General features: G+C 42.7%; 24 protein-coding genes. All 24 read left to right on the top strand.

The window, feature by feature from the left end; translation table 11 throughout:
- Nucleotides 1-85: 85 nt before the first annotated feature.
- The 24 genes from PSH50_RS14130 to PSH50_RS14015 all read left to right on the top strand — a co-directional run bounded on the left by PSH50_RS14130 (nt 86) and on the right by PSH50_RS14015 (nt 24,892).
- Nucleotides 86-1,198 (top strand): PAS domain-containing sensor histidine kinase, encoded by a 1,113-nt coding sequence (locus PSH50_RS14130; RefSeq protein ID WP_273587043.1) that lies wholly within the window; start codon nt 86-88, stop codon nt 1,196-1,198.
- Nucleotides 1,195-2,619, top strand: a complete 1,425-nt coding sequence (locus PSH50_RS14125) for a sigma-54 dependent transcriptional regulator (RefSeq protein WP_055019769.1) — start codon at nt 1,195-1,197, stop codon at nt 2,617-2,619. Before PSH50_RS14130 ends, PSH50_RS14125 begins: the two co-directional genes overlap by 4 nt.
- A gap of 173 nt (nt 2,620-2,792) precedes the next feature.
- Nucleotides 2,793-3,125, top strand: a complete 333-nt coding sequence (fliE, locus tag PSH50_RS14120; RefSeq protein ID WP_004588289.1) for a flagellar hook-basal body complex protein FliE — start codon at nt 2,793-2,795, stop codon at nt 3,123-3,125.
- 20 nt (nt 3,126-3,145) lie between these two features.
- Complete coding sequence (gene fliF, locus PSH50_RS14115; RefSeq protein ID WP_273587044.1) at nt 3,146-4,861, top strand: flagellar basal-body MS-ring/collar protein FliF; 1,716 nt, start codon at nt 3,146-3,148, stop codon at nt 4,859-4,861.
- Nucleotides 4,854-5,894 (top strand): flagellar motor switch protein FliG, encoded by a 1,041-nt coding sequence (fliG, locus tag PSH50_RS14110; protein WP_004588291.1) that lies wholly within the window; start codon nt 4,854-4,856, stop codon nt 5,892-5,894. Before fliF ends, fliG begins: the two co-directional genes overlap by 8 nt.
- A gap of 3 nt (nt 5,895-5,897) precedes the next feature.
- Nucleotides 5,898-6,707 carry a flagellar assembly protein FliH gene (gene fliH, locus PSH50_RS14105; protein WP_064386715.1) on the top strand — a complete coding sequence of 270 codons (810 nt, stop codon included), beginning with the start codon at nt 5,898-5,900 and terminating at the stop codon, nt 6,705-6,707.
- Between the two features lie 18 nt (nt 6,708-6,725).
- Nucleotides 6,726-8,060, top strand: a complete 1,335-nt coding sequence (gene fliI / locus PSH50_RS14100) for a flagellar protein export ATPase FliI (protein ID WP_096041360.1) — start codon at nt 6,726-6,728, stop codon at nt 8,058-8,060.
- Nucleotides 8,060-8,506, top strand: coding sequence for a flagellar export protein FliJ (fliJ, locus tag PSH50_RS14095; protein WP_029773801.1), 447 nt, complete (start codon nt 8,060-8,062; stop codon nt 8,504-8,506). The genes fliI and fliJ overlap by 1 nt, the downstream gene beginning before the upstream one ends.
- A gap of 89 nt (nt 8,507-8,595) precedes the next feature.
- Nucleotides 8,596-10,581, top strand: coding sequence for a flagellar hook-length control protein FliK (locus tag PSH50_RS14090; protein ID WP_273587045.1), 1,986 nt, complete (start codon nt 8,596-8,598; stop codon nt 10,579-10,581).
- A gap of 57 nt (nt 10,582-10,638) precedes the next feature.
- Nucleotides 10,639-11,172: a flagellar basal body-associated protein FliL gene (gene fliL / locus PSH50_RS14085; protein ID WP_055015924.1), complete on the top strand. Its 534-nt coding sequence runs from the start codon at nt 10,639-10,641 to the stop codon at nt 11,170-11,172.
- Between the two features lie 9 nt (nt 11,173-11,181).
- Nucleotides 11,182-12,273 (top strand): flagellar motor switch protein FliM, encoded by a 1,092-nt coding sequence (fliM, locus tag PSH50_RS14080; RefSeq protein ID WP_055015925.1) that lies wholly within the window; start codon nt 11,182-11,184, stop codon nt 12,271-12,273.
- Between the two features lie 20 nt (nt 12,274-12,293).
- A complete protein-coding gene (gene fliN / locus PSH50_RS14075; protein WP_055015926.1) occupies nt 12,294-12,692 on the top strand; it encodes a flagellar motor switch protein FliN in 399 nt (132 codons plus the stop codon).
- Nucleotides 12,689-13,072 (top strand): flagellar biosynthetic protein FliO, encoded by a 384-nt coding sequence (fliO, locus tag PSH50_RS14070; RefSeq protein ID WP_138540821.1) that lies wholly within the window; start codon nt 12,689-12,691, stop codon nt 13,070-13,072. The genes fliN and fliO overlap by 4 nt, the downstream gene beginning before the upstream one ends.
- A gap of 4 nt (nt 13,073-13,076) precedes the next feature.
- The gene (gene fliP, locus PSH50_RS14065) at nt 13,077-13,820 is read left to right on the top strand and encodes a flagellar type III secretion system pore protein FliP (RefSeq protein WP_055015928.1); all 744 of its coding nucleotides are present in this window, start codon (nt 13,077-13,079) and stop codon (nt 13,818-13,820) included.
- Nucleotides 13,821-13,862: 42 nt separating this feature from the next.
- Nucleotides 13,863-14,132, top strand: coding sequence for a flagellar biosynthesis protein FliQ (gene fliQ, locus PSH50_RS14060; protein WP_004588301.1), 270 nt, complete (start codon nt 13,863-13,865; stop codon nt 14,130-14,132).
- Nucleotides 14,133-14,134: 2 nt separating this feature from the next.
- Nucleotides 14,135-14,914, top strand: coding sequence for a flagellar biosynthetic protein FliR (gene fliR / locus PSH50_RS14055; RefSeq protein WP_029773807.1), 780 nt, complete (start codon nt 14,135-14,137; stop codon nt 14,912-14,914).
- Between the two features lie 8 nt (nt 14,915-14,922).
- A complete protein-coding gene (gene flhB, locus PSH50_RS14050) occupies nt 14,923-16,056 on the top strand; it encodes a flagellar biosynthesis protein FlhB (protein ID WP_029773808.1) in 1,134 nt (377 codons plus the stop codon).
- Nucleotides 16,057-16,261: 205 nt separating this feature from the next.
- Entirely contained in the window at nt 16,262-18,373 is a 2,112-nt protein-coding gene (gene flhA / locus PSH50_RS14045; protein ID WP_004588304.1) for a flagellar biosynthesis protein FlhA, read from the top strand.
- A gap of 22 nt (nt 18,374-18,395) precedes the next feature.
- Nucleotides 18,396-19,871 (top strand): flagellar biosynthesis protein FlhF, encoded by a 1,476-nt coding sequence (flhF, locus tag PSH50_RS14040; RefSeq protein WP_273609784.1) that lies wholly within the window; start codon nt 18,396-18,398, stop codon nt 19,869-19,871.
- The gene (locus PSH50_RS14035) at nt 19,864-20,724 is read left to right on the top strand and encodes a MinD/ParA family protein (RefSeq protein WP_054983003.1); all 861 of its coding nucleotides are present in this window, start codon (nt 19,864-19,866) and stop codon (nt 20,722-20,724) included. Before flhF ends, PSH50_RS14035 begins: the two co-directional genes overlap by 8 nt.
- Before the next feature lie 26 nt (nt 20,725-20,750).
- On the top strand, nt 20,751-21,461 hold the full coding sequence (locus PSH50_RS14030; protein WP_024032309.1) for an RNA polymerase sigma factor FliA: 711 nt from the start codon (nt 20,751-20,753) through the stop codon (nt 21,459-21,461).
- Nucleotides 21,462-21,502: 41 nt separating this feature from the next.
- A complete protein-coding gene (gene cheY, locus PSH50_RS14025) occupies nt 21,503-21,886 on the top strand; it encodes a chemotaxis response regulator CheY (RefSeq protein WP_004588308.1) in 384 nt (127 codons plus the stop codon).
- 15 nt (nt 21,887-21,901) lie between these two features.
- The gene (locus tag PSH50_RS14020) at nt 21,902-22,669 is read left to right on the top strand and encodes a protein phosphatase CheZ (protein WP_055015934.1); all 768 of its coding nucleotides are present in this window, start codon (nt 21,902-21,904) and stop codon (nt 22,667-22,669) included.
- A 15-nt stretch (nt 22,670-22,684) separates the two neighbouring features.
- Nucleotides 22,685-24,892, top strand: a complete 2,208-nt coding sequence (locus PSH50_RS14015) for a chemotaxis protein CheA (RefSeq protein WP_126007840.1) — start codon at nt 22,685-22,687, stop codon at nt 24,890-24,892.
- Nucleotides 24,893-24,908 lie beyond the last annotated feature (16 nt).

The raw sequence follows: 24,908 nt of genomic DNA, 5'->3' as shown, positions 1-24,908 counted from the left end.
AGCTAACTAAATGAAAAATATATAAAATAATTTTGGTATAAATTCTGCATTAAGCCCTGTATCTACATCATTAAGAGATTTGATTATGGCCCTTGCAAGTGTACTTAAACCACAGTTTATTACTGCAAATCAGTATAACCCATGTTTACTCCAAGAAGAGTACATTGGTGAATTAAGTGATTTAAGACAACAAGCAAGTTGGCTGTCGCACTTAGTTGATACCATGCCAGCAGGTGTTGTTGTACTTGATGGCAAAGGCCTTATTGCAAAAGCCAATCAAATAGCCATTGATATGCTTGGCGAGCCACTAGAAGGTGAAAAGTGGTTTAATATTATTCAACGCTCTTTCCGCCCGCATCAAGATGATGGGCACGAAGTATCTTTAAAAGATGGTCGCCTTATAAAACTTGATATTACTGCACTTGCGCCAGAGCCTGGTCAGCTTATATTAATGACCGATTTAACAGAAACCCGTCGTTTACAAAAGCGTGTTGCACATATGCAACGTTTGAGTGCGCTTGGTAAAATGGTGGCATCGCTTGCGCACCAAGTGCGTACACCGCTTTCTGCAGCTATGTTATACGCGGCCAATTTGGGCTCTAAAAAGCTACCTGAAACATCACGCGATAACTTTCAAACCAAGCTTATGTCGCGTTTAAAAGATTTAGAAACCCAAGTTAATGACATGCTACTTTTTGCTAAAAGTGGCGAACAACAGGTGGTTGAGCAAGTCTCTATGCAGCAACTTTTAAACGAAGTAAAACTTGGTGCCGATGCTATGGTGGCTTTAAATAACAGCGAACTTGCTGTTGAGTTACCAGAGCCAGATATAGAAATCACCGGTAATAAAACTGCGCTGGCCAGCGCTATTCAAAATCTTATTCACAATAGTATTCAAATTATTGGCAGCCAGGCAAAAGTGACCTTAAAAGCACAGCGAGATAGTAGCGAACCTGACACCGTACGTATTAGCGTATGCGATAACGGCCCTGGGGTAGAGCTGAGCCAAATAGAGAAAATTTTTGAACCGTTTTATACCACTAAAAGCCAAGGTACGGGGCTTGGGCTTGCTGTAGTAAGTTCTGTGGCAAACGCGCATCAAGGACGTGTTGAAGTGGTTAATAATGCCAATGGTGGTGCATGTTTTAGTTTATTGCTGCCCATATTCACGGCCTCAACGCAGGAGAAAACAGCATGAGCAATACAATACTGGTAGTTGAAGATGATGCAGGCTTAAGAGAAGCACTCATAGACACGTTAGAAATGTCAGGTATTGCCTGCGTTGCAGCGCAAAGTGCTGAGCAAGCCATGATCCAATTAAAAAAATCTGAGTTTTCGTTGGTTGTAAGTGATGTGCAAATGGGCGCGATGAGCGGCCTAGATTTGCTCAGGAGCATTAAGCTTAACTACCCAGAACTCCCCGTATTAATGATGACAGCTTACGCAACGATTGATGATGCCGTAGAGGCAATGCGCTTAGGTGCAATTGATTATATGGCTAAACCATTTGCCCCTGAGGTGCTTTTAAATATGGTTAGCCGCTATTTACCCGAAAAACCAAAAGACACTGATGGCCCAATTGTAGCCGACCCCAGCAGTATTCAACTATTAGAACTTGCAAGTAAAGTGGCTCGCTCAGATGCAAGTGTAATGGTGCTTGGCCCTAGCGGCTCAGGTAAAGAGGTATTAGCGCGATATATTCACGATAAATCAAACCGATGCGATGCGCCTTTTGTGGCAATTAATTGCGCGGCTATTCCCGAAAATATGCTTGAAGCCACCTTGTTTGGCTATGAAAAAGGCGCCTTTACTGGTGCAATACAAGCGTGCCCAGGTAAATTTGAGCAAGCCCAAGGTGGTACTATATTGCTTGATGAAATAACAGAAATGGACTTAGGGCTGCAAGCTAAACTATTAAGAGTATTACAAGAGCGTGAAGTTGAGCGCTTAGGTGCGCGCAAAACAATTTCACTCGATGTGAGAGTGCTCGCAACCAGTAACCGCGATCTTAAAGAAGCTGTTGCAGATAATAAGTTTAGAGAAGACTTATATTATCGCTTAAATGTATTCCCATTAATGTGGCGACCACTTAGTGAGCGCCCGGGCGATATAATTGTATTGGCTAAGCATTTAATAGAGCGCCATTTAGTTAAAAATAAAGAGCCGTTAGCAACGCTTGATAGTGATGCCGAGCAAAAACTATTGAGCCATACCTGGCCAGGTAATGTGCGCGAACTTGATAATGTAATTCAACGTGCGCTTATTTTGCGAACGGGCAGTGTAATTGGCGAGCAGGCTATTTTTATTGAAAATTTAATGCAAGCGTCAAGCACCACTGCGCCTACTCAGGTTATAGCGCCTGAGCAAGAGAGTACCCCCAGTGACGCATATTATGATGACAAAATAACGCCTGTAGAGGCAAGTAGCTCACTGCCAAGCGTAGATACTGGCAGCTATAAAGATGAGCTAAAAGATAAAGAGCATAAAATAATTTTAGAAACCCTCGCGCGTTGCCAAGGCAAACGTAAAGATGTTGCACAAACACTTGGCATCAGCCCGCGTACTTTACGTTATAAACTCGCACAAATGCGCGATTTAGGTATTTCACTACCCGCATAAACTAACTCTCCCTTCTGTACATAACCCTAAACTAACCACGCTTAGTTTAGGGTTGTCAAATCTCTGACTCTTAAAAATAATAGTTAACTGCATGTTATTAAAGGTTTATTTTTATGGCACGCTTTGTGCTTTAATCCCTTTATGAACGTTAACTGCATTTGCCAGAGAAAATTATGAAAATTCAAAACAGCGCGTTATTCCAAGAAATGCAATCTATGGCCTTAGAAGCAGGCCATACAAATCAAATTAATAAGCTACCAACGCAAGCTCAGCCAACGTCATCTGCTCAATTTGGTGACTTACTAAGCGATGCATTAAATACGGTTAATGGCTTACAACAAGATGCTAAACAAAAAGTCGTGGCTGTTGAAATGGGTGACAGAAGTGTATCGCTTGCTGAGGCAATGATTGCTTCGCAAAAATCATCAGTGGCATTTGAGGCTACAGTACAAGTAAGAAATAAACTTGTTGAGTCATACCAAGAAATTATGAACATGCCTGTTTAAGTAGGTAGTGGAGAATTATTGTGGCGCAATCTAATCAATCAACAGATCTTGCTCTTGCTGGCGGCGGTATTGACCAAAGTGAAGACATCGAGCAACAAGAACAAAAGTCGGGCTACTTAAGCGCCTTAAATGGGGTTGATGTGCTTCGCCAAGTTACCCTAATTATTGCGCTGGCTATTTGTTTAGCTATTGCCATATTTGTGATTATTTGGGCGCGCCAACCCGATATGCGTCCGCTTGGCAAAATGCCTACAGAAGAGCTGATCCAAACACTTGATTTTTTAGATGCACAAAAAATTGACTACGAGCTAGACGGCAACGTTATTTCGGTTGATGAAAGCGAGTATCAAAACATTAAATTATTGATGGCGCGTGAAGGCTTAGAGCAAGGCCCTACCTCAGGCACCGATATCATAATGCAAGATATGGGTTTTGGTGTGAGCCAACGGCTCGAGCGTGAGCGCTTAAAGCACGGTCGCGAGCAACAACTTGCCCGCACTATAGAAGAACTAAACAACGTTACTCGCGCTAAAGTTTTATTAGCCATCCCAAAAGAAAACGTATTCGCACGCAGAGAGAAAAAGCCATCAGCCACAGTGGTATTGACTCTTAAACGTGGCCGTACGCTTGATGGTGAAGAGATTGATTCAGTCGTTGATATGATTGCCTCTGCAGTACAAGGGCTTGAGCCTTCACGTGTTACGGTAACAGATCAAAATGGCCGCTTACTTAATTCAGGCTCACAAGACTCATTAGCAGCACGCTCTCGTAAAGAGTACGACATTGAAAGAAAGCGTGAGCAAGAGTATTTAGAAAAAATAGACAGTATTCTTATTCCTGTAGTCGGCTTGGGTAACTACACGGCGCAAGTTGATTTAAACATGGACTTTAGCTCAGTAGAGGAAACACAAAAGCGCTACAACCCAGACTTACCAGCAGTCAGAAGCGAAACCACATTTGAAGAAAACAACATAGGTGGCTTAGCAGTAGGTATTCCTGGGGCACTGACTAATCAGCCCCCTATGAATTCAACTATCCCAGAAGTGGCAGGCCAGGGCAATGCTGGTACGGCAACCAACCCAAGCCGAGTGCATAAAGAGGCCACGCGTAACTTTGAGCTAGACACCACTATTTCGCATAAGCGTCAACAAACAGGCGTTATTCGCAGAATTAGCGTATCGGTAGCTGTTGATTATGTGCCCAAAGAAGGTGAAAACGGCGAAACAACCATGGCACCGCGCTCAGTAGAAGCTTTGTCAAATATACGTCGCCTATTACAAGGTGGGGTGGGTTTTGATATGCAACGTGGCGATGCATTAGAAGTGGTAACCGTACCATTTGTGCGTGAAGCAGTTGATTTAGACTTAGAAGTACCGCTGTGGGAACAAGATTGGTTTATGAAAATCATCCGCCTTGTGCTTGGCGCCTTAGTTATTATTGTATTAATTATGGCGGTTGTTAAGCCTATGCTTAAGCGCTTGATCTACCCAGATGATACGCTTGAAGAGTACGACGAAGATGCATTAAGCTCAGGGGTTGATATTGGCGATAGCACGCTAGATATGCTAAATAAAGACTTTGATTCTGCTGCTGTTGGTTTCTCAAGTGATGGTACACTGCAGCTGCCAGACTTACATGGCGACGAAGATTTGCTTAAAGCGGTAAGAGCACTTGTAGCGAACGAACCGGAACTCTCATCACAAGTAGTGAAAGCGTGGTTAACAGAAGATGACTGATCAAGAACAAAAACAACTCCCGCCAGCATTTGATGTTGACAAGTTAGATGGCGTAGATAAAGCCGCGATTCTTTTATTGAGCTTATCTGAAGAAGACGCAGCGCAAATCCTAAAGCACTTAGAGCCTAAGCAAGTGCAAAAGGTAGGCATGGCTATGGCTGCGCTGGATGACTTGTCGCAATCTAAAATTAGCGCAGTTCATAATTTATTTATAGAGCAAATACAAAGCTTTAGTACTATTGGCTTCCAGTCAGAAGACTTTATTAAAAAGGCGCTCACCGCCGCATTAGGTGAAGATAAAGCAGCTAGTTTAATAGACCAAATTGTAATGGGCTCAGGGGCTAAAGGCTTAGATTCACTTAAATGGATGGACTCAAAGCAAGTTGCCAATATTATTCGTAATGAGCACCCGCAAATTCAAACCATTGTTTTATCGTATTTAGAGCCAGAGCAATCGGCAGAAATCCTCGCGCAATTTCCTGAAAAAGTGCGCCTAGATTTAACCATGCGTATTGCAAACCTTGAAGAAGTACAACCTGCAGCTTTACAAGAACTTAACGAGATTATGGAAAAACAATTTGCCGGCCAAGCTGGTGCACAAGCCGCTAAAATGGGTGGCTTAAAAGCTGCGGCAGATATCATGAACTACCTAGATACAAATGTTGAAGGGCAGCTGATGGACTCTATTCGTGAACACGATGAAGAAATGTCTCAGCAAATTCAAGATCTTATGTTTGTATTCGAAAACCTTATGGATGTGGATGACCGCGGTATTCAAGCCATACTACGTGAAGTACAGCAAGACGTACTCATGAAAGCAATTAAAGGCACTGACGAAGCGCTTAAAGATAAAATTTTGGGTAATATGTCTAAACGTGCTGCCGAAATGCTTGCCGATGACTTAGAAGCCATGGCACCAGTTAGAATAAGTGAAGTAGAAGCGGCCCAAAAAGAAGTGCTTTCAACAGCAAGGCGCTTATCTGATTCGGGTGAGATTCAGTTAGGCGGCGGTGGCGGCGAGGAGTTCCTGTAAGCTATGTCTAAATTAAAAGGCCGTCCTTTACATGCAGATGAAGCTGATGAGCTTTTAAAAAACTGGCCAATACCTGATGTTGCGCCTGATGAGCGTAGTTTTGGCAATCGTTCAACGGCTTTTGGTACACCGCTTTCTGATTTGTATAAAAAAGAAGTTGAAGAAGAAGCAGTAGAAGACACTCAGCCGCAAGAGCCTGAACTGCCTTCGTTAACTATGGCAGAGCTTGAGCGCATTAGGCAAGATGCTTATGAGGAAGGCTTAAAGCAAGGGCACGAACAAGGCTACATAGATGGCTTTGAAAAAGGGGTTGGTGAGGGCAAAGAAGCAGGTTACAAAGAAGGCGTAGAGCTTGGTAAAACACAAGGCCAAGAAGATGTTAAGCCGTTAATAGAAGAGCAGTTAACCAGCTTGCGTAGCATAATCGACAACCTCAGCGCTCCGCTCGACAAAGTGGACGAACTGGCAGAAAAGCACTTAGTGCAATTAGCGGTTATGTTGGCTGAGGCTATCACCTATCAAGAAATTAAAACATCACCCGATGTTATTTTACATACGCTTAAAAAAAGCATAGATGCATTAAATACTGAGCAAGAAAAAGTTCGTGTGCATTTAAACCCAGACGACCTAGAGCTGGTAAAGCAAAGCTATGGTGAGCAAACTATTGCAGATAATAATTGGCAGCTAATTGCAGAACCCACACTCGAGCGCGGCGGTTGCGAAGTTAAAACGCCACAATCGTCTTTAGATATGACCCTAAAAACCCGTGTCAAAGAAACGTTGGATAGCTTTTTGCATAATAGCGGTATCTAATCTTTTTTGTGGCGTGTTATGGCAGCTCAACGTGCACCTCTAAGCGAACGCTTAAATCAATACCAACACCATATCGCAGCGTTCAAACCTGCTGTAGCGGGTATTTTAACCCGAGTAGTCGGTTTAACCCTTGAGGCGAAAGGGCTACGTGCGCCTGTAGGCAGCCAATGCAAAATAGAAACTATGTCAGGGTTTGTAGATGCTGAGGTAGTGGGCTTTAGTGAGCAAACTCTATATTTAATGCCTAATGACCACATTTCCGGTGTGTTGCCTGGTGCACGTGTTATTCCACAAGTAAATGATACAGGTTTACCCGTTGGTATGAGCTTACTGGGCCGTGTAGTGGATGGCTTAGGCCGCCCCCTTGACGGCCTGGGAAAAATTAACGCAGAGCACTATTTAAAGTTTGCACAAAACCCTATAAACCCCCTCGCGAGAAGACCAATTAGCCAACCTATGGATGTAGGTGTACGGGCAATAAACTCAGTGATTACTGTAGGGCAAGGCCAGCGTATGGGATTATTTGCAGGCTCTGGTGTTGGTAAGTCAGTACTCTTAGGTATGATGACCCGTGGCAGTGAAGCCGATGTTATTGTGGTTGGCCTAGTGGGAGAGCGTGGCCGTGAGGTAAAAGAGTTTATTGAAGAAATATTAGGTGTAGAAGGGCGCAAACGCTCTGTTGTGGTAGCCGCTCCTGCTGATGCATCGCCTCTTATGCGCTTAAAAGGTTGTGAAAGTGCAGTCACCATTGCTGAATATTTTCGTGATCAAGGCTTAAATGTATTGTTATTGCTTGATTCTGTAACCCGGTACGCCATGGCGCAACGTGAAATAGCGCTTGCGGTTGGCGAGCCCCCTGCGACAAAAGGCTATCCGCCTTCTGTATTTGCCAAATTACCGGCGCTGGTGGAACGAGCGGGAAATGGCGGCGAAGGGCAAGGGTCTATCACTGCGTTTTTTACAGTGCTCAGTGAAGGCGATGATATGCAAGACCCTATAGCCGATGCAGCACGTGCTATTTTAGATGGGCATATTGTACTTTCGCGTGACTTAGCCGATAGCGGTCACTACCCTGCGATAGACATCGAAAAATCAATTTCTCGTGTTATGCCACAAGTGGTATCTGAGCCTCATATGCAGCAGGCCCGCGTATTAAAACAAGTGTATTCAATGTATCAGCAAAATAAAGATATGATCACTCTAGGTGCGTATCAAAAAGGGGCTGATCAAATGCTTGACCAAGCTATTAATATGATGCCGCGCGTTAATGCATTTTTACAGCAAGGTATGCGTGATGTAATAAGCTACGACGATGGTTTACACGGCCTAGCTCAATTACTAGGACAAGCATAATGGCAAAAAATAAGCTCGATTTACTGCTTAAGCTCGAAAACGACAAAGAAGAAAATCTGCGCATGAGCTACTTACAAGCCAATCAAAATTTACAAGCTAACCAACAAAAGCTGCAAGGGTTAAATAACTTTAGATTAGAATACTCTCAGCAATTACATGTGAAAGGAAAGTCCGGTTTATCAAGCGCGGGCTTTGGCCAGTACCATGCCTTTATAGCAAAAATTGAAGAAGCAATTCGCCAGCAAGCCAGTACGGTAAATACTGCTAAGCAAGTTGTATCACAGCGTAAAGCTCTGTGGTTAAAGCAGCAGGTAAAAGCAAAAGCCGTGGCAAAACTAATTGAAAAACAAAACTTAAAAGCAGCGGCGTTAATGGCAAAAAGTGAGCAAAAAATGCTGGACGAGTTTTCTGCTAATCAGTTTTTTCAGCGCCGTAAAAGTTTATAACTCTGGCGCGTTTATTGCTTTATTGGTAGGTGGTAATTAATTTTGGCAAAGTGCGGTGGCAACTTGCCGCAGTGCTGTGTAGGTGAATTATGGCAATAAACGATATTTCAATGTTGGCAACAGCTGAAAAAGACTCTTTTTTAGCATTTAAAGACAATAACTTACCTGCAGGTAACGAATCTGGTGATGCGTTTTTAAGCCAGCTACAAGATGCAGACAAACCCTTTGTGTTGCCTGCTAATTCTGAGGCTCCTAACCAAACAGGTTCTTTATTGCCATCTGATGATAAGCAGCTAGCCAATGGCAAAAAACCGACAGATTCATCGAGTGATGACACACAAGATACGCTATTATCTGGCGACAGCGTTTTAGCACAAATAAACTCCTCGCAAGTGATTGACGTAAGTGTAAAAAAACACGGCAGTAGCGATAGTGACTTTAGCGAATTAAGTGCACAAAAGAGTGATAAAAGTGTTAGCTTTTTAGCTTCGCAATTAGGTGAAACTAATGAAGCCGATGCCATAACGACTAAAGCCGATGATACTCTTTTAACTGATAATAGTAGCAACGGCAAAAAAGGCGCGTTTACACACGCTGAGCTTGAACCTAAAGCGACTAAGCAAAGCGCTGTAGAAAATTTAGCCCCTTCGTTAAAAAATGAGAGCCTAGCAAGTAGTGCTGCTAAAAACCCAATAGCAGAAGCAGTGCAAACACAAATCAATAAAACTAATAGCAACGCGGCTCTTGTAAATAGTGACGGTGAAGGTGCTGAAAATACAAAAGCGCCAGTCACTGCGTCAAATGCTGAAGGTGCGCTGCCTATAAGCGATGCAGACATAGAGCAATTAGCCAAAGAACTGACTCGTACATCTACGCAATCAGAGCTATCAACGACATCTAAAGTACTGAACTCATTAAGCGAAGCGCAACGTGCACAGTTAAACGAGCAAGTTAAAAACTCATTTACTGAAACCACGCCAAGTGAAGGTGATGATCGCGCAAGCGCCATTAAACAATTACTTACAGAGTTTGTCGTACAAAACGAAAAACAGACAAGTACGCGCGGTGAGCTAATTCAATCTCAGTTAAAAAGCTTAAATAGCGATGAAAAGCAGGCACTACTTAGTCAATTAAAAAGCTATGTGAGTAACGAGCAACCGACAGGTGATACGCTCAAAAAAGTAAATGAAACAATAAGCAACTTACAAACTATGCTTGATACGCAGCTTAGTGAGAGCAAAGCGCAAAGTGTCTCAAGCTCTGCAAATGCGGCTTTAAATGCACAGCAAGCTAGTAATGCTGCAATGAGTGCGAGTACACCGCAAAATAAAGTCATGATTAATGCTGAACCCCCTTCTAGTATTGAACAAGACGCTGTAATTCCAAAAGAGTTAGACACCTTAGAAGCCGAGCAGGAAAGCTTACTTAAAGAGACTAAAACAAGTACTGGTTTGCCCCGTGTAGCTCAGGTGTTTACGCTGATAACCGATGGTATGAATAACACGCAGGCACAAATAAATGCTCAGTACGACAGCGCTCGTTATGAGCAGTCTATTTTAGAGAGCCAAGCTATACAGTCACAGCAATTACAAAGTAGTACCGCGCAGATTAAGCAGGTGAATATAGATGCAAGTATGATGCAGGCTATTAATATTGTTAAAAGTGATGCAGCTAAAATGCTTCAAGAGCGTGTATCTTCAATGCTAAGTATTAGCAATAAAGAAGCTGAAATTCGCTTAGATCCACCAGAAATGGGTAGTATGCAAATTCGTATCAGAAGTGATGCTGAGCAAGCACAAATAAATTTTGTGGTGCAAAATCAGCAAGCTAAAGAAGCACTCGAACAATCAATGCCGCGTTTACGTGAAATGTTAGCCGAGCAGGGCATTGATTTAGGGGAAAGCTCTATTTCTTATGGGCAATCAGGTAATGAGCAAAGCGATGAAGGCGAGGGGCACTCGCAAGGTCAATCGGCTAATAAAAATACACAGCACGATAAAAATGATGAGCAAGATGGGGGTAACCCACAAAGTTCTCGACAACAAACTTCATCATCAATAGATTACTATGCCTAAGTACTGCTATTATAATAACTAAAACAAGCAAGTACCTTTGCTAAAAAAGGAACCACAATGGCCGAAGAAACAAGTTTAGAAATAGAAGAAACCGGTAAAAGCAAAAAAAAGCTGATCATAATCATAGTGGCAGTGCTGCTTGTTGTTGGCGGTGGTGCTGGCTATTTTTTTATGGCGGGCGATGATGCACCCGTTGAAACATTAGATGAAGAGACAACAACCGCAGCGCAAAGCGACTCGGCCGCTCCTTCAGGCTCTTCAGCTGAAATGGGCAGTGCGTTGTATGTTGCTATGCCAAGACCCTTCGTATTTAATGTACCTGGGTCAAGCAGAGATAGAATTGTACAAATTAAAGTGCAGTTACTTGTGCGTGGCGATGTAAATGAAGAAACCGCTAAAAAGCACATCCCTTTAATTGAAGGCACCTTATTAAGCGTGTTTTCAACCACCACCGCTGATGAGCTCAGCACAAGTGCCGGCAAAGAAACACTGCGCTTTACAGCGCTTGAAAAAGTGCAAGCCGCACTAAATGATGTTGAAGGCACGAAAGTAATTGAGCGGGTATTATTTACCGGCTTTGTGATGCAATAAGGGGCTAGCGTGAGCGATTTATTATCCCAAGACGAAATTGATGCACTCTTACACGGCGTTGATGAAGTCGAAGAGGAAGATATACACGAAGGTGAAGACAGCGAAGGCAGTACACTACAGTACGACTTTTCTTCGCAAGATCGGATCGTGCGTGGTCGCATGCCGACCCTGGAAATTGTTAACGAGCGGTTTGCTCGTCATATGCGAATAAGCTTATTTAACATGATGCGCCGCACCGCAGAGGTGTCGATTAATGGCGTACAAATGATTAAATTTGGCGAATATATTCATACCTTATTTGTGCCAACAAGTTTAAATATGGTGCGTTTTAGACCGCTAAAAGGCACTGGCCTCATTACCATGGAAGCACGACTTGTGTTTATTTTGGTAGATAACTTTTTTGGTGGTGATGGACGTTACCATGCAAAAATTGAAGGCCGCGAATTTACCCCTACCGAACGCCGAATTGTGCAAATGCTACTAAAAATTATCTTTGAAGATTACAAAGAAGCATGGGCGCCAGTTATGGACGTATCGTTTGAATACCTCGATTCTGAAGTGAACCCAGCAATGGCTAATATAGTGAGCCCTACTGAGGTTGTGGTTATTAGCTCTTTCCATATTGAATTAGATGGCGGTGGTGGCGATTTTCACATTGCACTACCGTACTCAATGCTTGAGCCAATTAGAGAGCTGCTTGATGCGGGTGTGCAATCGGATACAGAAGATACCGACTTGCGTTGGAGCAAAGCGTTACGCGATGAAATTATGGATGTTGAAGTTGATTTATCAACACAGCTTCTTGAGGTTGACTTGTCGCTCAAGCAGATAATGGAACTTAAAGCGGGCGATATTATTCCGGTAGAAATGCCAGAGCATATTACGGTATTTGTTGAAGAGTTACCTACATTTAGAGCTAAAATGGGTCGCTCTCGCGATAACGTTGCGCTGCAAATTAGTGAAAAAATTAAACGTCCTGATTCAGTTAAATCTGAGCTGCATGTATTTACCAAAGGCGGCAAGAAAATTGATTCAGATGCAGAATTAGCAGAACTAGAAGATGATCTACACCTTTCTGACGGTGTAGACTTAGACTGGTAATTGATTAAAAGGTTAAAAGTATGAGCGATGATCAAGACACAATGGACGAATGGGCAGCAGCCCTAGCTGAAGCCGAAGGCGGTGATGATGGCGCAGAGGCGCAAGTTGCCGAGCTTGATGAGTTAAGTGATGACAAACATGAACTTAGCGGCGACGAAAAACGCAAACTCGATACAATTTTAGATATTCCTGTAACAATTTCTATGGAAGTAGGGCGTTCTAAAATAAATATCCGTAATTTATTGCAGCTAAACCAAGGCTCTGTTGTTGAGCTAGACCGCGTAGCCGGTGAACCATTAGATGTACTTGTAAACGGTACGCTCATTGCCCATGGCGAAGTGGTTGTAGTAAACGATAAGTTTGGTATTCGTTTAACGGACGTTATTAGCCAGGTAGAGCGGATCAAAAAATTACGATGAATACACTTGTAGCTTTAACCAGCTCAGTATTTACCAAAGCAGACGCCGTAACGCCTACGGCCGATATTTTGTCTATGGTGCTGTCGTTGATAATGGTGCTAGTACTGATTGTGGTGCTGGCATTTTTTGTTAAAAAGCTTAATCCAAACTTAGCCAATAGCGACGAGTTTAAAGTAGTGCGAAGTTTACCACTTGGCTCGCGAGAGCGGTTAATGGTGGTTGAAATAGATAATGCACAGCATTTATTAGGGGTGACCCCACACAGCATTAACTACTTACATAAACTTGAAACGCCGTTAAGTGAAAAAGAGTTGCCAGAACTTGCTAAGCGATTTAGCAAACTACTTAACCCGCAAACGAATCAAAATAAAAAGAATTAACCCTATGATAAAGTGGCTGCTGATTATTTTAGCTATGTTATTTGTACCTGCTGCAAGCAGTGCACAGGGCATAGACGCACTAACTATTACAACCAATGCCGACGGGACGCAAGATTACTCTGTAACCTTGCAAGTACTGGCAATTATGACGGCGCTGAGCTTTATTCCTGCCGCCATAATTATGATGACCTCGTTTACCCGTATTATTGTTGTACTGGCCATTTTACGCCAAGCCATTGGTTTACAATCAACACCTTCAAACCAAGTTTTATTAGGGATGTCGCTATTTTTAAGTATTTTTATTATGGCGCCTATTTATCAGCAAGTTAATGAGCGCGCTATAGAACCCTACTTAAATGAGCAAGTTACTTCGGTACAAGCATTAGAGCTTGCAAAAGAGCCAATGAAAGCCTTTATGCTCTCGCAGGTGCGATTAAAAGACTTAGAAACGTTTGCCAAAATAGCAGGTTATGAGCAGCTTGACTCGCCAGAGGCTACGCCGCTAATTGTGTTAATACCTGCGTTTGTGACCAGTGAACTGCAAACTGCGTTTATTATTGGTTTTATGTTTTTTATCCCTTTTTTAATTGTGGATTTAGTGGTTGCCTCGGTATTAATGGCCATGGGTATGATGATGCTCTCGCCCATGATAGTGTCCTTGCCTTTTAAAATAATGTTATTTGTACTGGTCGATGGCTGGAGCCTAGTAATGGGCACGTTAGCTAAAAGCTTTGGACTAGGTACATAAACCATGTTTTACATTCGCACTTTTAAACATTAGGAGTACAACATGGAACCAGAAATTTTTGTTGATATTCTTAGCGATGCACTGTTTTTAGTTATTAAGCTGGTATCAGCTATTGTGGTACCTGGTTTACTTGTTGGTTTAGTGGTGGCGGTGTTCCAAGCGGCAACCTCAATTAATGAACAAACCCTAAGTTTTTTACCGCGCTTATTAATTACCATTGGAGCACTTATTGTAGGTGGGCATTGGCTTACTCAAGAGCTAATGGACTTTTTTACCCGCCTAGTGTTACTCATTCCTGAAATTGCAGGCTAATTGTGGAATTTCCTTTTTCTTTTGTTATTCAATGGTTAAGTGATTTTTTACTGCCTTTAGTTCGCATAAGCTCTATGATCATGATTATGGCGGGCTTAGGCGCACAAAACGTACCTACCCGCATTAAAATGGGATTGGCGGTAGTGGTAACGTTTTTAGTGGTGCCAGCGCTGCCTCCTGCAACATTTACTAATTTATTTTCTTTTGAAATGGTGCTGGTGGTTATTCAGCAAATGTTGATAGGTGTTGCGATAGGGTTTGCCTCTACGCTAATGCTAAATACCTTTGTGCTTGCTGGGCAAATACTGGCAATGCAAACCGGTTTGGGCTTTGCCTCTGTTATAGACCCTTCAAATGGTGCGAGTGTGCCTGCAGTTGGCCAGTTTTACTTAATTTTAGCGACCTTGTTATTTTTTGTTTTTAATGGCCATTTAATGATGATTCAAATGGTGGTGCATAGTTTTTCGGTGTTGCCTATAAACGGCCAGTGGTGGGCTGTTGATCATTACTGGGACATAGTAACGTGGGGCAGCTGGATGTTTACCACTGCACTGGTATTGGCTTTAGCCCCCCTTACGGCCATGCTCATTATTAATATTTCATTTGGTATTATGACCCGCGCAGCACCGCAATTAAACATTTTCTCAATAGGTTTTCCGTTTACATTAGTTGCCGGTTTAATTATTATTTGGGCTACCTTAGGTAATTTTGTAACCCAATTTGAATTTCAGTGGTTAAAAATGATTGAGCTAATGTGTAGCCTTGTTGGCTGTACGGTGTAGGAGGGGCAATGGCTGAAGATTCAGGACAAGAAAAAACAGAAGAACCCACCTCCAAAAAGCTCGAAGATGCTAAAAAGAAAGGTCAAATAGCACGCTCAAAAGAGCTAGGGACTATGTTTGTACTTATTTTTTCTGCAATTTCGTTGCTGTTATATGGGCCCGAAATAGGCAAAGGCTTATACAATATTATGGGTAGGATGCTGTCTTTAAATCGCAGTGAAACCTACGACACCACTAAAATGTTTGCGGTGTGGAGTGAGGTGGCCAGTGCGCTGCTGTTTCCAGTGGCGATGTTTGTTTTAATTATTGTTATTGCAGCATTTATAGGAAATACCTTACTCGGCGGCTTTAATTTTAGTTGGGAAGCTGCAGCACCTAAGCCCAGTAAAATGTCGCCAATAAAGGGTTTTAAACGCATGTTTGGCCCACAAGCAGCGATAGAGCTTGTAAAGTCTATATTAAAGTTTGCGCTGGTGGCTATTTTTGCGGTGTTTTTGATTCAAACTTTTTTTGATGAAATTTTGCATTTAAGTATTGAAAGCGCACCTAGTAATATAATTCATGCCCTTGAAATGCTCTCGTGGATGTTTTTAGGGTTGTCGTGCACTTTGGTGATTATTGCCGCAATAGATGCGCCTTATCAAAGTTATAACCACAACAAACAACTTAAAATGACCATGCAGGAGATCAAAGACGAGTACAAAAACTCAGAGGGTGATCCGCAAATTAAAGCGCGCATTAGGCAAACACAAAGGCAAATGTCGCAGCGAAGGATGATGCAAGATGTCCCCGATGCCGACGTAATTGTAACCAATCCTACTCACTATTCTGTGGCGCTAAAATACGATACTGAGCGAGCAGGTGCACCGATTGTACTTGCCAAAGGGATAGATGAAATGGCTATGCAAATTCGTAAAATAGCCAAAGGTAACGAAGTACCGATTGTAGAATCTCCTATGCTTACGCGGGCGCTTTATCATACTGCTGAAATAGGCCAACAGATCCCAGATCAGCTATTTACCGCTGTAGCGCAAGTTTTAGCCTATGTATTTCAGCTTAAACGCTTTAAAAAAGGTCGCGGAAAGCGCCCCATCCCTCTTAAGTCTAAACTGCCTATTCCGGATGATTTTAAATACGATTAGGGTAAGCTGAGCTAACCACACTTTACAGGGGCGCCTTGCCTAAATACCAACATGGGGCTGCAAATTCAAACCATAAAGCCCATTCGCTCTTGTCTCTCACTTGCTTTAAATTTTGTATCAATACTCAATGAATCTATTGCTGGCTCTATACTTGGAATAGTTATTGCAATTTCAGGCTAGTGTCAATTTATTGAATTGTAGAGTTATGGATTTTAAAGCGGTATTACAACAACTTAACAAAGATAAAAAAGAGTATGCCAAAGGTGTTGGCACACCGCTATTAGTACTTGCAGCGCTGGGTATGGTTATTTTACCGCTGCCGCCATTTCTTCTTGATATATTATTTTCATTTAATATTGCCCTTGCCTTAGTTGTTTTACTGGTGACTGTTTACACCATGAAACCCCTCGAATTTGGCATGTTTCCGGCGGTATTGTTAATCGCTACAATTATGCGTTTAGCACTAAATGTTGCCAGTACGCGCGTGGTGCTCCTTGAGGGTCACAACGGGGGTGATGCGGCTGGTAAAGTAATTGAAGCGTTTGGCTCAGTGGTTATTGGCGGAAACTACGCGGTAGGTTTAGTGGTGTTTTTAATTCTGATCATCATAAACTTTGTAGTAATAACCAAAGGTGCAGGGCGTATTTCTGAAGTATCGGCTCGTTTCACGCTAGATGCTATGCCGGGTAAGCAAATGGCGATAGATGCCGACTTAAACGCTGGCTTTATTAGTGCAGAGCAAGCACGTGAGCGCCGCAGCGAAGTAACCCGCGAAGCCGACTTTTACGGCTCTATGGATGGGGCGAGTAAGTTTGTAAAAGGCGATGCCATTGCCGGTATCGTGATATTAATTATTAATATTGTTGGCGGCTTATTTGTGGGCATGATCCAACATGACTTGAGCTTTAGCCGCGCAATGGAAGTATATACTTTACTTACCATTGGTGACGGCCTTGTGGCGCAGCTTCCTTCATTACTGCTCTCTATTGGTACTGCTATTGTTGTTACTCGCCAAAACGAATCACATAACATGGGTGAGCAATTTAAAGCCCAATTAGGTAACGAAAAATCATTATTTATCGCCTCAGGTATTTTAATCATTATGGGGTTAGTTCCGGGTATGCCTCATATTGCTTTTTTAAGTTTAGGCGCACTACTTGGCTACTTAGCTTACTTTACTCAGCAGCAAAAATTAAAAGCCGCTGCTCTAGCAGCCCAAGAGGCTGAAAGTGGTACCGTTGCCGGTACTGGTGTTGCAAACAAGCAAGAGCAAAAAGAGCTTGGATGGGACGATGTACAACAAATTGACGTTATTGGCTTAGAAGTTGGCTACAGGCTTATTCCGCTTGTTGACCAATCTCAAGGTGGTGAGCTGCTCAACCGAATTAAAGGGGTGCGTAAAAAGCTATCTCAGGAGCTTGGCTTTTTAGTACCGCCTGTACATATTCGCGATAACTTAGAGTTAGACCCTAATGCGTACCGTATTACCATGATGGGTGTTTCAAGTGGTGAGGGCGAACTCAAACATGGCGATGAACTGGCCATCAACCCAGGGCAAGTATTTGGCCCTATTAAAGGGGTTGAAACCAAAGACCCAGCATTTGGCTTAGATGCGGTGTGGATAAAGCCTGATCAAAAAGACGAAGCACAATCACTAGGTTACACCGTGGTTGACTCAGCCACTGTGGTAGCCACCCATATTAGCCAGTTATTAACTAACAGTGCCGCATTATTACTAGGCCATGAGGAGGTTCAAAACCTGCTTGATATGTTAGCTAAAAGCCATCCACGTTTAGTCGAAGGGTTAGTGCCAGAAGTACTACCACTGACAACCGTTGTAAAAGTACTGCAAAATTTATTAAACGAAGGTGTGGCTATTCGTGATATGCGCTCTATTGTTCAAACCCTTGTGGAGTACGGACCACGTAGCCAAGATGCAGATGTATTAACCGCTGCAGTGCGTATTTCGCTGCGCCGTTTAATCGTACAAGACGCTGTGGGCATGTCATCAGAAATCCCTGTCATAACCTTGGCGCCTGAGTTGGAACAGATGTTGCATCAGTCATTACAAAATGCAGGCGACGAAGGTGCCGGAATAGAACCAAGCCTTGCTGAGCGACTTCAAACATCATTAAACGAAGCGCATCAGAATCAAGAAATGGCCGGAGAACCTTCAATATTGCTAACGTCAGGAATGTTACGCACTGTGTTATCTCGTTTTGTTAAGTACACCATACCGGGTTTAAGGGTGATGTCTTATCAAGAGGTACCAGATGAAAGACAGATCAAGATTGTCAGCTCAGTAGGCCAACAATAAAGATTTTAACAGGGGTTGAACCATGAAGATTAAACGTTTTTTTGCCAAAGATATGCGCACCGCACTGAAAGAAGTTAAAGATGAGCTAGGTGTTGATGCCGTTATTATGTCGAACAAAAAACTCGCTAATGGTGTAGAAATTGTTGCCGCAGTAGATTACGACAAAGCAGCCCCTAAAGCCGCAGCGCAACCACAGGCAGCGCCTGCTCCGCAAAGAGCCGTGCAACAGCCTACTCATAACTTTGTAAAGCCAGAGCCTAAGCGTGCGCAACCTGAGCCACAAGCGGCAGTCGCCGATAGCTTACAAGCATTATTAGAGCGTCAGTCGCCACGCCCTCGCTCTCCTGAGCTAGCCTCTATGTTTTCGCAATCAGGTATTGATACGTCTGAGCATTACCAAGAGCCAGCACAGCCACGTACGACAAATATGTTTGCTCGCGAAAATGAAGCGCCAAAACGCATGCAAACCCAAGCAGACAGCCTAGGCTTTGATGACCTAGATCAAGATTTTGACGAGCTAGATGCGCCGGTTGCACCACGTAGCCAAACTAATAACAACGAAAGCGCCCAAATGAGCGCGATGCGTGATGAAATGAACGCAATTCGCCAGTTACTAGAACACCAAGTATCGGGTTTAATGCAGCAAGATATGGCACGTCGCGACCCTACACGTGCATGCATGATTGATCGGTTAGTTGGCATGGGAATAGATAAAGACGTTGCAGAGCAAATGGCGTGTTTTATTCCAGATGACGTATCGCGACAGCAAGGTTGGAGAGCATTATTGCAAATGGTTGAAGATCAAATGCAAACCACCAATAACGAAATTCTTCGCCAAGGGGGTGTGTATGCACTTGTTGGGCCTACTGGTGTAGGTAAAACAACCACAGTAGCTAAACTTGCCGCATTAGGCGCACAAAAGTATGGCGCCGACAAAGTTGCCCTAATCACCACTGATACATACAGAATTGGTGCGTATGAGCAGCTTGCAACGTATGGTCGTATTATTGGTTGTGGTGTTAAACAAGTAAAAGATGCCAATGAATTAGCTGAAGTTTTATATCATTTACGCAATAAGCGTCTAGTATTAATTGATACAGCGGGTATGAGCCAACGTGATTTACGCCTTACAGAGCAATTAAATACGTTAATGCGCAACCAGCGAGTAGATATACGTAGTTATTTGGTATTAAGTGCCACAGCACAAATAAATGTACTGCAAGAAACCGTAAGACATTTTAAAAAGGTTCAGCTAAGCGGTTGTATTTTCACTAAGTTAGATGAATCATTAAGTTTAGGTGAGATTATTAGTATAGCGATTCAAAATCGCCTTCCAATAGGGTATCTTACTAATGGTCAGCGTGTACCAGAAGATATTCGCGTTGCAAATGCTGAAAAACTAGTAAAAAAAGCTGAGCAATTGTATTTAAAAAGAGCAAAAGCACAACATTCAAGACACCAAGCAGTGGCGTCAAGCACAGTAGGGATGTATGATTAACACAGTATTAGATCAAGCAAGCGGCCTGCGCAAAATGAGTCAAAACAACAACAACGGCGTAAAAGTTATCGCTGTCACCGGCGGTAAAGGAGGGGTGGGTAAAACCAACGTCTCTTTAAATACTGCTATTGCTTTAGGGCAGCAGGGTAATCGTGTATTAGTATTAGATGCCGATTTAGGCCTAGCTAATTGTGATGTAATGCTAGGACTACGTGTTGAAAAAAACTTATCTCATGTCCTTTCAGGCGAGTGCGAACTTGACGAGATTTTAGTTGAAGGCCCAGGCGGTATTAAAATCGTGCCTGCTACATCAGGCTCGCAAAGTATGGTGGAGCTAACCCCATCTGAGCATGCTGGGTTAATTCGTGCCTTTAGTGAGCTTAATACCGAATTTGATATTTTAATTGTAGATACCGCCGCTGGTATTTCTGACATGGTGCTGAGTTTTTCTCGTGCAGCGCAAGATGTCATGGTGGTGGTGTGTGACGAGCCGACCTCTATTACTGATGCCTACGCGCTTATTAAAGTACTTAGCCGCGAGCATGGCGTTTATAAATTTAAAATTGTTGCAAACATGGTGCGCAGTATGCGCGAGGGCCAAGAGCTTTTTGCAAAGCTCTCTAAAGTAACAGACCGCTTTTTAGATGTGTCTATGGAGCTTGTTGCGACTATTCCATATGATGAAAATATGCGTAAATCTACGCGCAAACAAAAAGTAATTGTCGATCTTTTCCCTAATTCACCAGCAGCAGTCGCGTTTAAAACATTAGCGACAAAAGCAGTAAAATGGCCTATACCTAATCAACCTTCAGGACATTTAGAGTTTTTCATTGAGAAGCTAGTAAACGGCTGATTATGACAACATCGGTGAAAAGAGCTATGGGATATCAATCAACACAAAATTTAAATGTGATTGTTGAAAAACACGCGTCGCTTGTCAAAAAAGTGGCGTGCCATTTAATAGCTCGTCTTCCTCCTAGCGTTCAGCTTGATGACTTAATCCAATCGGGAATGATTGGCCTTATCGAGGCCTCAAAAAACTTTGATGCCAGTAAAGGGGCAAGCTTTGAAACGTTTGCTGGTATTCGTATTCGCGGCGCTATGCTTGATGAAATGCGCAGAGGGGATTGGGCACCACGTTCGGTGCACCGCAAAAGCCGATTAGTAGCCGAAACCATCACAGAATTAGAAAATAGCTTAAATAGAGAACCAAAAGATACTGAAGTAGCTGAAAAACTTGATATTTCGCTAGAAGAATACCATCATATTTTAAATGATGTTAATTCCAGTAAAGTGCTTGGTATAGAAGACCTAGGGGTAGATGAAGATGTTATTAGCCCTGCAGGTCAAGATTTAGCGCTAGACAAACCATTTAATAATGTTAAAAATGAACGGTTTAATAATTCATTGTTAGAGGCAATAAAGTCTTTACCAGAGCGAGATGCAATGGTGCTTTCTTTGTATTACAACGATGAAATGAATTTAAAAGAAATTGGGCATATACTCGATGTAAGTGAATCGCGTGTAAGTCAGATACATGGTCAGGCGATGATTAAGCTCAAAGCAAAAATCAATGACTGGATAAACTAGTAGTAAGTAAATTATAGGTTAAGACCTCACCGGAGGATGTTTTGGATAAAAACATGAAAATTCTTGTTGTTGATGATTTCTCTACAATGAGACGTATTATAAAAAATCTGTTGCGTGACCTAGGGTTCACGAATGTTCAAGAAGCTGACGATGGTTCTACAGCATTACCTATGTTGCAAAATCAGGTTTTTGACTTTGTTGTAACCGATTGGAACATGCCAGGCATGCAGGGTATTGACTTGCTAAGAGCCATTAGAGCTGACGAAAAATTAAAACATATTCCGGTTTTAATGGTGACGGCAGAAGCTAAAAAAGAACAAATAATAGCGGCAGCGCAAGCAGGTGTTAATGGCTATATTGTTAAGCCATTTACTGCTGGTACTTTGAAAACTAAATTAGAAAAAGTGTTTGAACGCTTAGGTTAATGAGAGGAGAGGCTTATGTCAGCACCAGCTGCGCCTCAAATTACTTTAGAACAAGCTCGTCAGCTCGTCGTTTTTTTAGAAAACGGTGAGCAAGATAAAGCAGATCAATTAATTTTAGATACTGCCTCTCAAGAGCAATCGCAGCTTTTTGCTGAAGTAGGTAAGTTAACACGCCAATTACACGAAGCCCTTAAAAGCTTTGAACTTGATACGCGTTTAACCGATTTAACCACTGATGCAATACCGGATGCGAAAAAGCGCTTAAACTATGTCATGGAAATGACAGAAAATGCAGCTAATAAGACAATGGATGCGGTCGAAGCAAGCCTTCCTATTGCGCAGCAGCTAGCAGATGAAATTGCACATATTAAGCCTACTTGGGATAGGCTTATGAACCGCGAAATAGAGCTGGGCGAGTTTAAAACCTTATGCCACAGCATCGACAAGTTTATGAACAGCTCTCATCATAAAACCGATGAGTTGCAAACTTTAATGACCAATGTACTAATGGCGCAGGATTTTCAAGATTTAACTGGCCAGGTTATCCGCCGTGTAATTGAATTAGTCAGAGAAGTAGAAGAAAGTTTAATCCACCTTTTAACAGCATTTGCTGCACAAGATGACAGCATTGTTGAAAGTAAAGAACAACAAGAAACAGAAGAACTGGTTGCCGCACAAACATTAGCAGGTCCTGAAGGCCCTATTATTGATAAAGAGTCGCGAAATGATGTTGTATCTGACCAAGACGAGGTCGATGACCTATTATCAAGTTTGGGCTTCTAAGAGGAGAGTAACTGCATGAGCTTTGAAGTCGATGAAGATATTTTACAAGACTTTCTTGTAGAGGCTGGAGAAATCCTAGAGCTTTTATCTGAACAGTTAGTTGAGCTAGAAAATAACCCAGAAGATACTGAGTTACTAAATGCTATTTTTAGGGGCTTTCATACCGTAAAAGGGGGGGCAGGCTTTTTAGCTATGACTGAGCTTGTTGATGCCTGTCATGGTGCTGAAAACGTATTTGATCTCTTACGCCAAGGGGTTAGAACTGTTAATTCAGAATTAATGGATGTGATTTTACAAGCACTAGATACCATTAATGAAATGTTTGCCACTATTCAAAACCGCGAACAGCCAGACCCAGCAGACCCTCAATTACTAGAAACCCTTCACAAACTTGGTCAACCGCCTACGGATGACGAGCTTACTGAAACAGCCCCCGAAGTTGTTGAACAAGAACCCGCAGCTCCCGTTAGCGCAACAGATGATGAAGACCCATTTGCATTTGATGAACTATTTGATGTGGCAGGTTCAAGCCCTTCAGCAGATAGCACGCAAATTGATGAAATTACAGAAGATGAATTTGAAAGCTTACTCGATGAGCTACACGGCAAAGGGCAAAGCCCAGTGTCGCAACCAAGTGCAGAGCCAGATTCAAGTTCAGATATTACCGATGATGAATTTGACAGTTTATTAGATGAATTACACGGTGTAGGTAGTTTTGGTCCGGTTGCAGGAGATACTTCAAGCAGTGAGCCAGAAGTAAAACACACAGCACCACCAGCGGCTGTTACAAATGATAGCGGTGATGATGAAATCAGCGATGATGAATTTGAGGCACTGCTTGATGAATTGCATGGTAAAGGTGCCGCACCAGAATCAAAAGAAGCTGACACACCTGCACCGCAGCCACCTAAGGCTGCACCTGTAGCACAAACGCCAGCAAAACCTACGCCAGCACCTGCAGTAAAACAAGCTCCGGCGGCAAAAGCCGCTGCGCCTACACCTAAAGTGGCTGAAAAACCAGCGAGTAGCGCTGCACCTAAAAAAGCTACGCCTCCACCTGCTGAAACCACAGTACGTGTTGATACAAAGCGTTTAGATCAAATAATGAATATGGTTGGCGAGTTGGTATTAGTACGAAATAGGTTGGTCAGTTTAGCGACCAATACAGACAGTGAAGCGATGGGTAAGGCGATATCAAATCTTGATGTGGTCACTGCTGATATTCAAGGTGCAGTAATGCAAACGCGAATGCAGCCTATCAAAAAAGTGTTTGGCCGATTCCCTCGCGTAGTACGTGACTTAGCCCGTAGCTTAAATAAAGAAATTGATTTACAGCTTGTAGGTGAAGAAACCGATTTAGATAAAAACTTAGTTGAGGCACTGGCCGATCCGTTGGTGCATTTAGTACGAAACTCAGTTGACCACGGAATTGAAATGCCAGCAGCGCGTGAAGCTGCGGGTAAGCCTAGAACTGGTAACGTTACATTATCGGCTTCGCAAGAAGGCGACCATATTTTGTTAACCATTAAAGATGATGGTGCAGGTATGGATGCGGAAAAACTGAAAAAAATAGCGATCAGTAAAGGCGTTATTGATCATGATCAGGCAAGTCGCTTAACAGATACAGAAGCGTATAACTTAATATTTGCACCAGGCTTTTCGACCAAAGAAGAGATATCTGATATTTCTGGCCGTGGCGTAGGCATGGATGTAGTAAAAACTAAAATTACGCAGCTTAATGGCTCTGTGAGTATACAGTCAGAGTTGGGCGTAGGGACTATTTTAGAGATAAAAGTACCATTAACACTGGCTATTTTACCTACGCTGATGGTTATTGTTGGTGAGCAAACGTTTGCGTTACCACTTGCTGGTGTGAGTGAAATATTCCACTTAGATTTAACCAAAACCAATGTGGTAGATGGTCAGCTTACAATTATTGTTCGTAAAAAAGCGATACCGCTATTTTACTTAGAGCATTGGTTAGTTAAAGGTGCTGATTGTTCTCAGCGAAAAGCGCAAGGTCATGTGGTAATTGTACAAATAGGTACTCAGCAAGTTGGCTTTGTGGTTGATTCATTAATTGGCCAAGAAGAAGTTGTTATTAAGCCTCTTGATGCGTTATTACAAGGTACGCCTGGAATGGCTGGTGCAACAATTACATCTGACGGTGGTATTGCGCTGATTCTGGATGTACCTAATATGCTTAAGCATTACGCAGGGTAAAATGTAGGCATACCTG

It is taken from the genome of Pseudoalteromonas sp. Angola-7 (assembly GCF_028599255.1).
GTDB classification, from domain to species: domain Bacteria; phylum Pseudomonadota; class Gammaproteobacteria; order Enterobacterales; family Alteromonadaceae; genus Pseudoalteromonas; species Pseudoalteromonas atlantica.
This window is presented reverse-complemented; position numbering and strand designations above follow the sequence as displayed.

Bases quoted from the DNA above. Each gene is read 5' to 3' on its own strand.
- PSH50_RS14130 (WP_273587043.1), top strand. From the start codon at position 86: ATGGCCCTTGCAAGTGTACTTAAACCACAGTTTATTACTGCAAATCAG.
- PSH50_RS14125 (WP_055019769.1), top strand. From the start codon at position 1,195: ATGAGCAATACAATACTGGTAGTTGAAGATGATGCAGGCTTAAGAGAA.
- fliE (WP_004588289.1), top strand. From the start codon at position 2,793: ATGAAAATTCAAAACAGCGCGTTATTCCAAGAAATGCAATCTATGGCC.
- fliG (WP_004588291.1), top strand. From the start codon at position 4,854: ATGACTGATCAAGAACAAAAACAACTCCCGCCAGCATTTGATGTTGAC.
- fliH (WP_064386715.1), top strand. From the start codon at position 5,898: ATGTCTAAATTAAAAGGCCGTCCTTTACATGCAGATGAAGCTGATGAG.
- fliI (WP_096041360.1), top strand. From the start codon at position 6,726: ATGGCAGCTCAACGTGCACCTCTAAGCGAACGCTTAAATCAATACCAA.
- fliJ (WP_029773801.1), top strand. From the start codon at position 8,060: ATGGCAAAAAATAAGCTCGATTTACTGCTTAAGCTCGAAAACGACAAA.
- PSH50_RS14090 (WP_273587045.1), top strand. From the start codon at position 8,596: ATGGCAATAAACGATATTTCAATGTTGGCAACAGCTGAAAAAGACTCT.
- fliL (WP_055015924.1), top strand. From the start codon at position 10,639: ATGGCCGAAGAAACAAGTTTAGAAATAGAAGAAACCGGTAAAAGCAAA.
- fliN (WP_055015926.1), top strand. From the start codon at position 12,294: ATGAGCGATGATCAAGACACAATGGACGAATGGGCAGCAGCCCTAGCT.
- fliO (WP_138540821.1), top strand. From the start codon at position 12,689: ATGAATACACTTGTAGCTTTAACCAGCTCAGTATTTACCAAAGCAGAC.
- fliP (WP_055015928.1), top strand. From the start codon at position 13,077: ATGATAAAGTGGCTGCTGATTATTTTAGCTATGTTATTTGTACCTGCT.
- fliQ (WP_004588301.1), top strand. From the start codon at position 13,863: ATGGAACCAGAAATTTTTGTTGATATTCTTAGCGATGCACTGTTTTTA.
- flhB (WP_029773808.1), top strand. From the start codon at position 14,923: ATGGCTGAAGATTCAGGACAAGAAAAAACAGAAGAACCCACCTCCAAA.
- flhA (WP_004588304.1), top strand. From the start codon at position 16,262: ATGGATTTTAAAGCGGTATTACAACAACTTAACAAAGATAAAAAAGAG.
- flhF (WP_273609784.1), top strand. From the start codon at position 18,396: ATGAAGATTAAACGTTTTTTTGCCAAAGATATGCGCACCGCACTGAAA.
- PSH50_RS14035 (WP_054983003.1), top strand. From the start codon at position 19,864: ATGATTAACACAGTATTAGATCAAGCAAGCGGCCTGCGCAAAATGAGT.
- PSH50_RS14030 (WP_024032309.1), top strand. From the start codon at position 20,751: ATGGGATATCAATCAACACAAAATTTAAATGTGATTGTTGAAAAACAC.
- PSH50_RS14020 (WP_055015934.1), top strand. From the start codon at position 21,902: ATGTCAGCACCAGCTGCGCCTCAAATTACTTTAGAACAAGCTCGTCAG.
- PSH50_RS14015 (WP_126007840.1), top strand. From the start codon at position 22,685: ATGAGCTTTGAAGTCGATGAAGATATTTTACAAGACTTTCTTGTAGAG.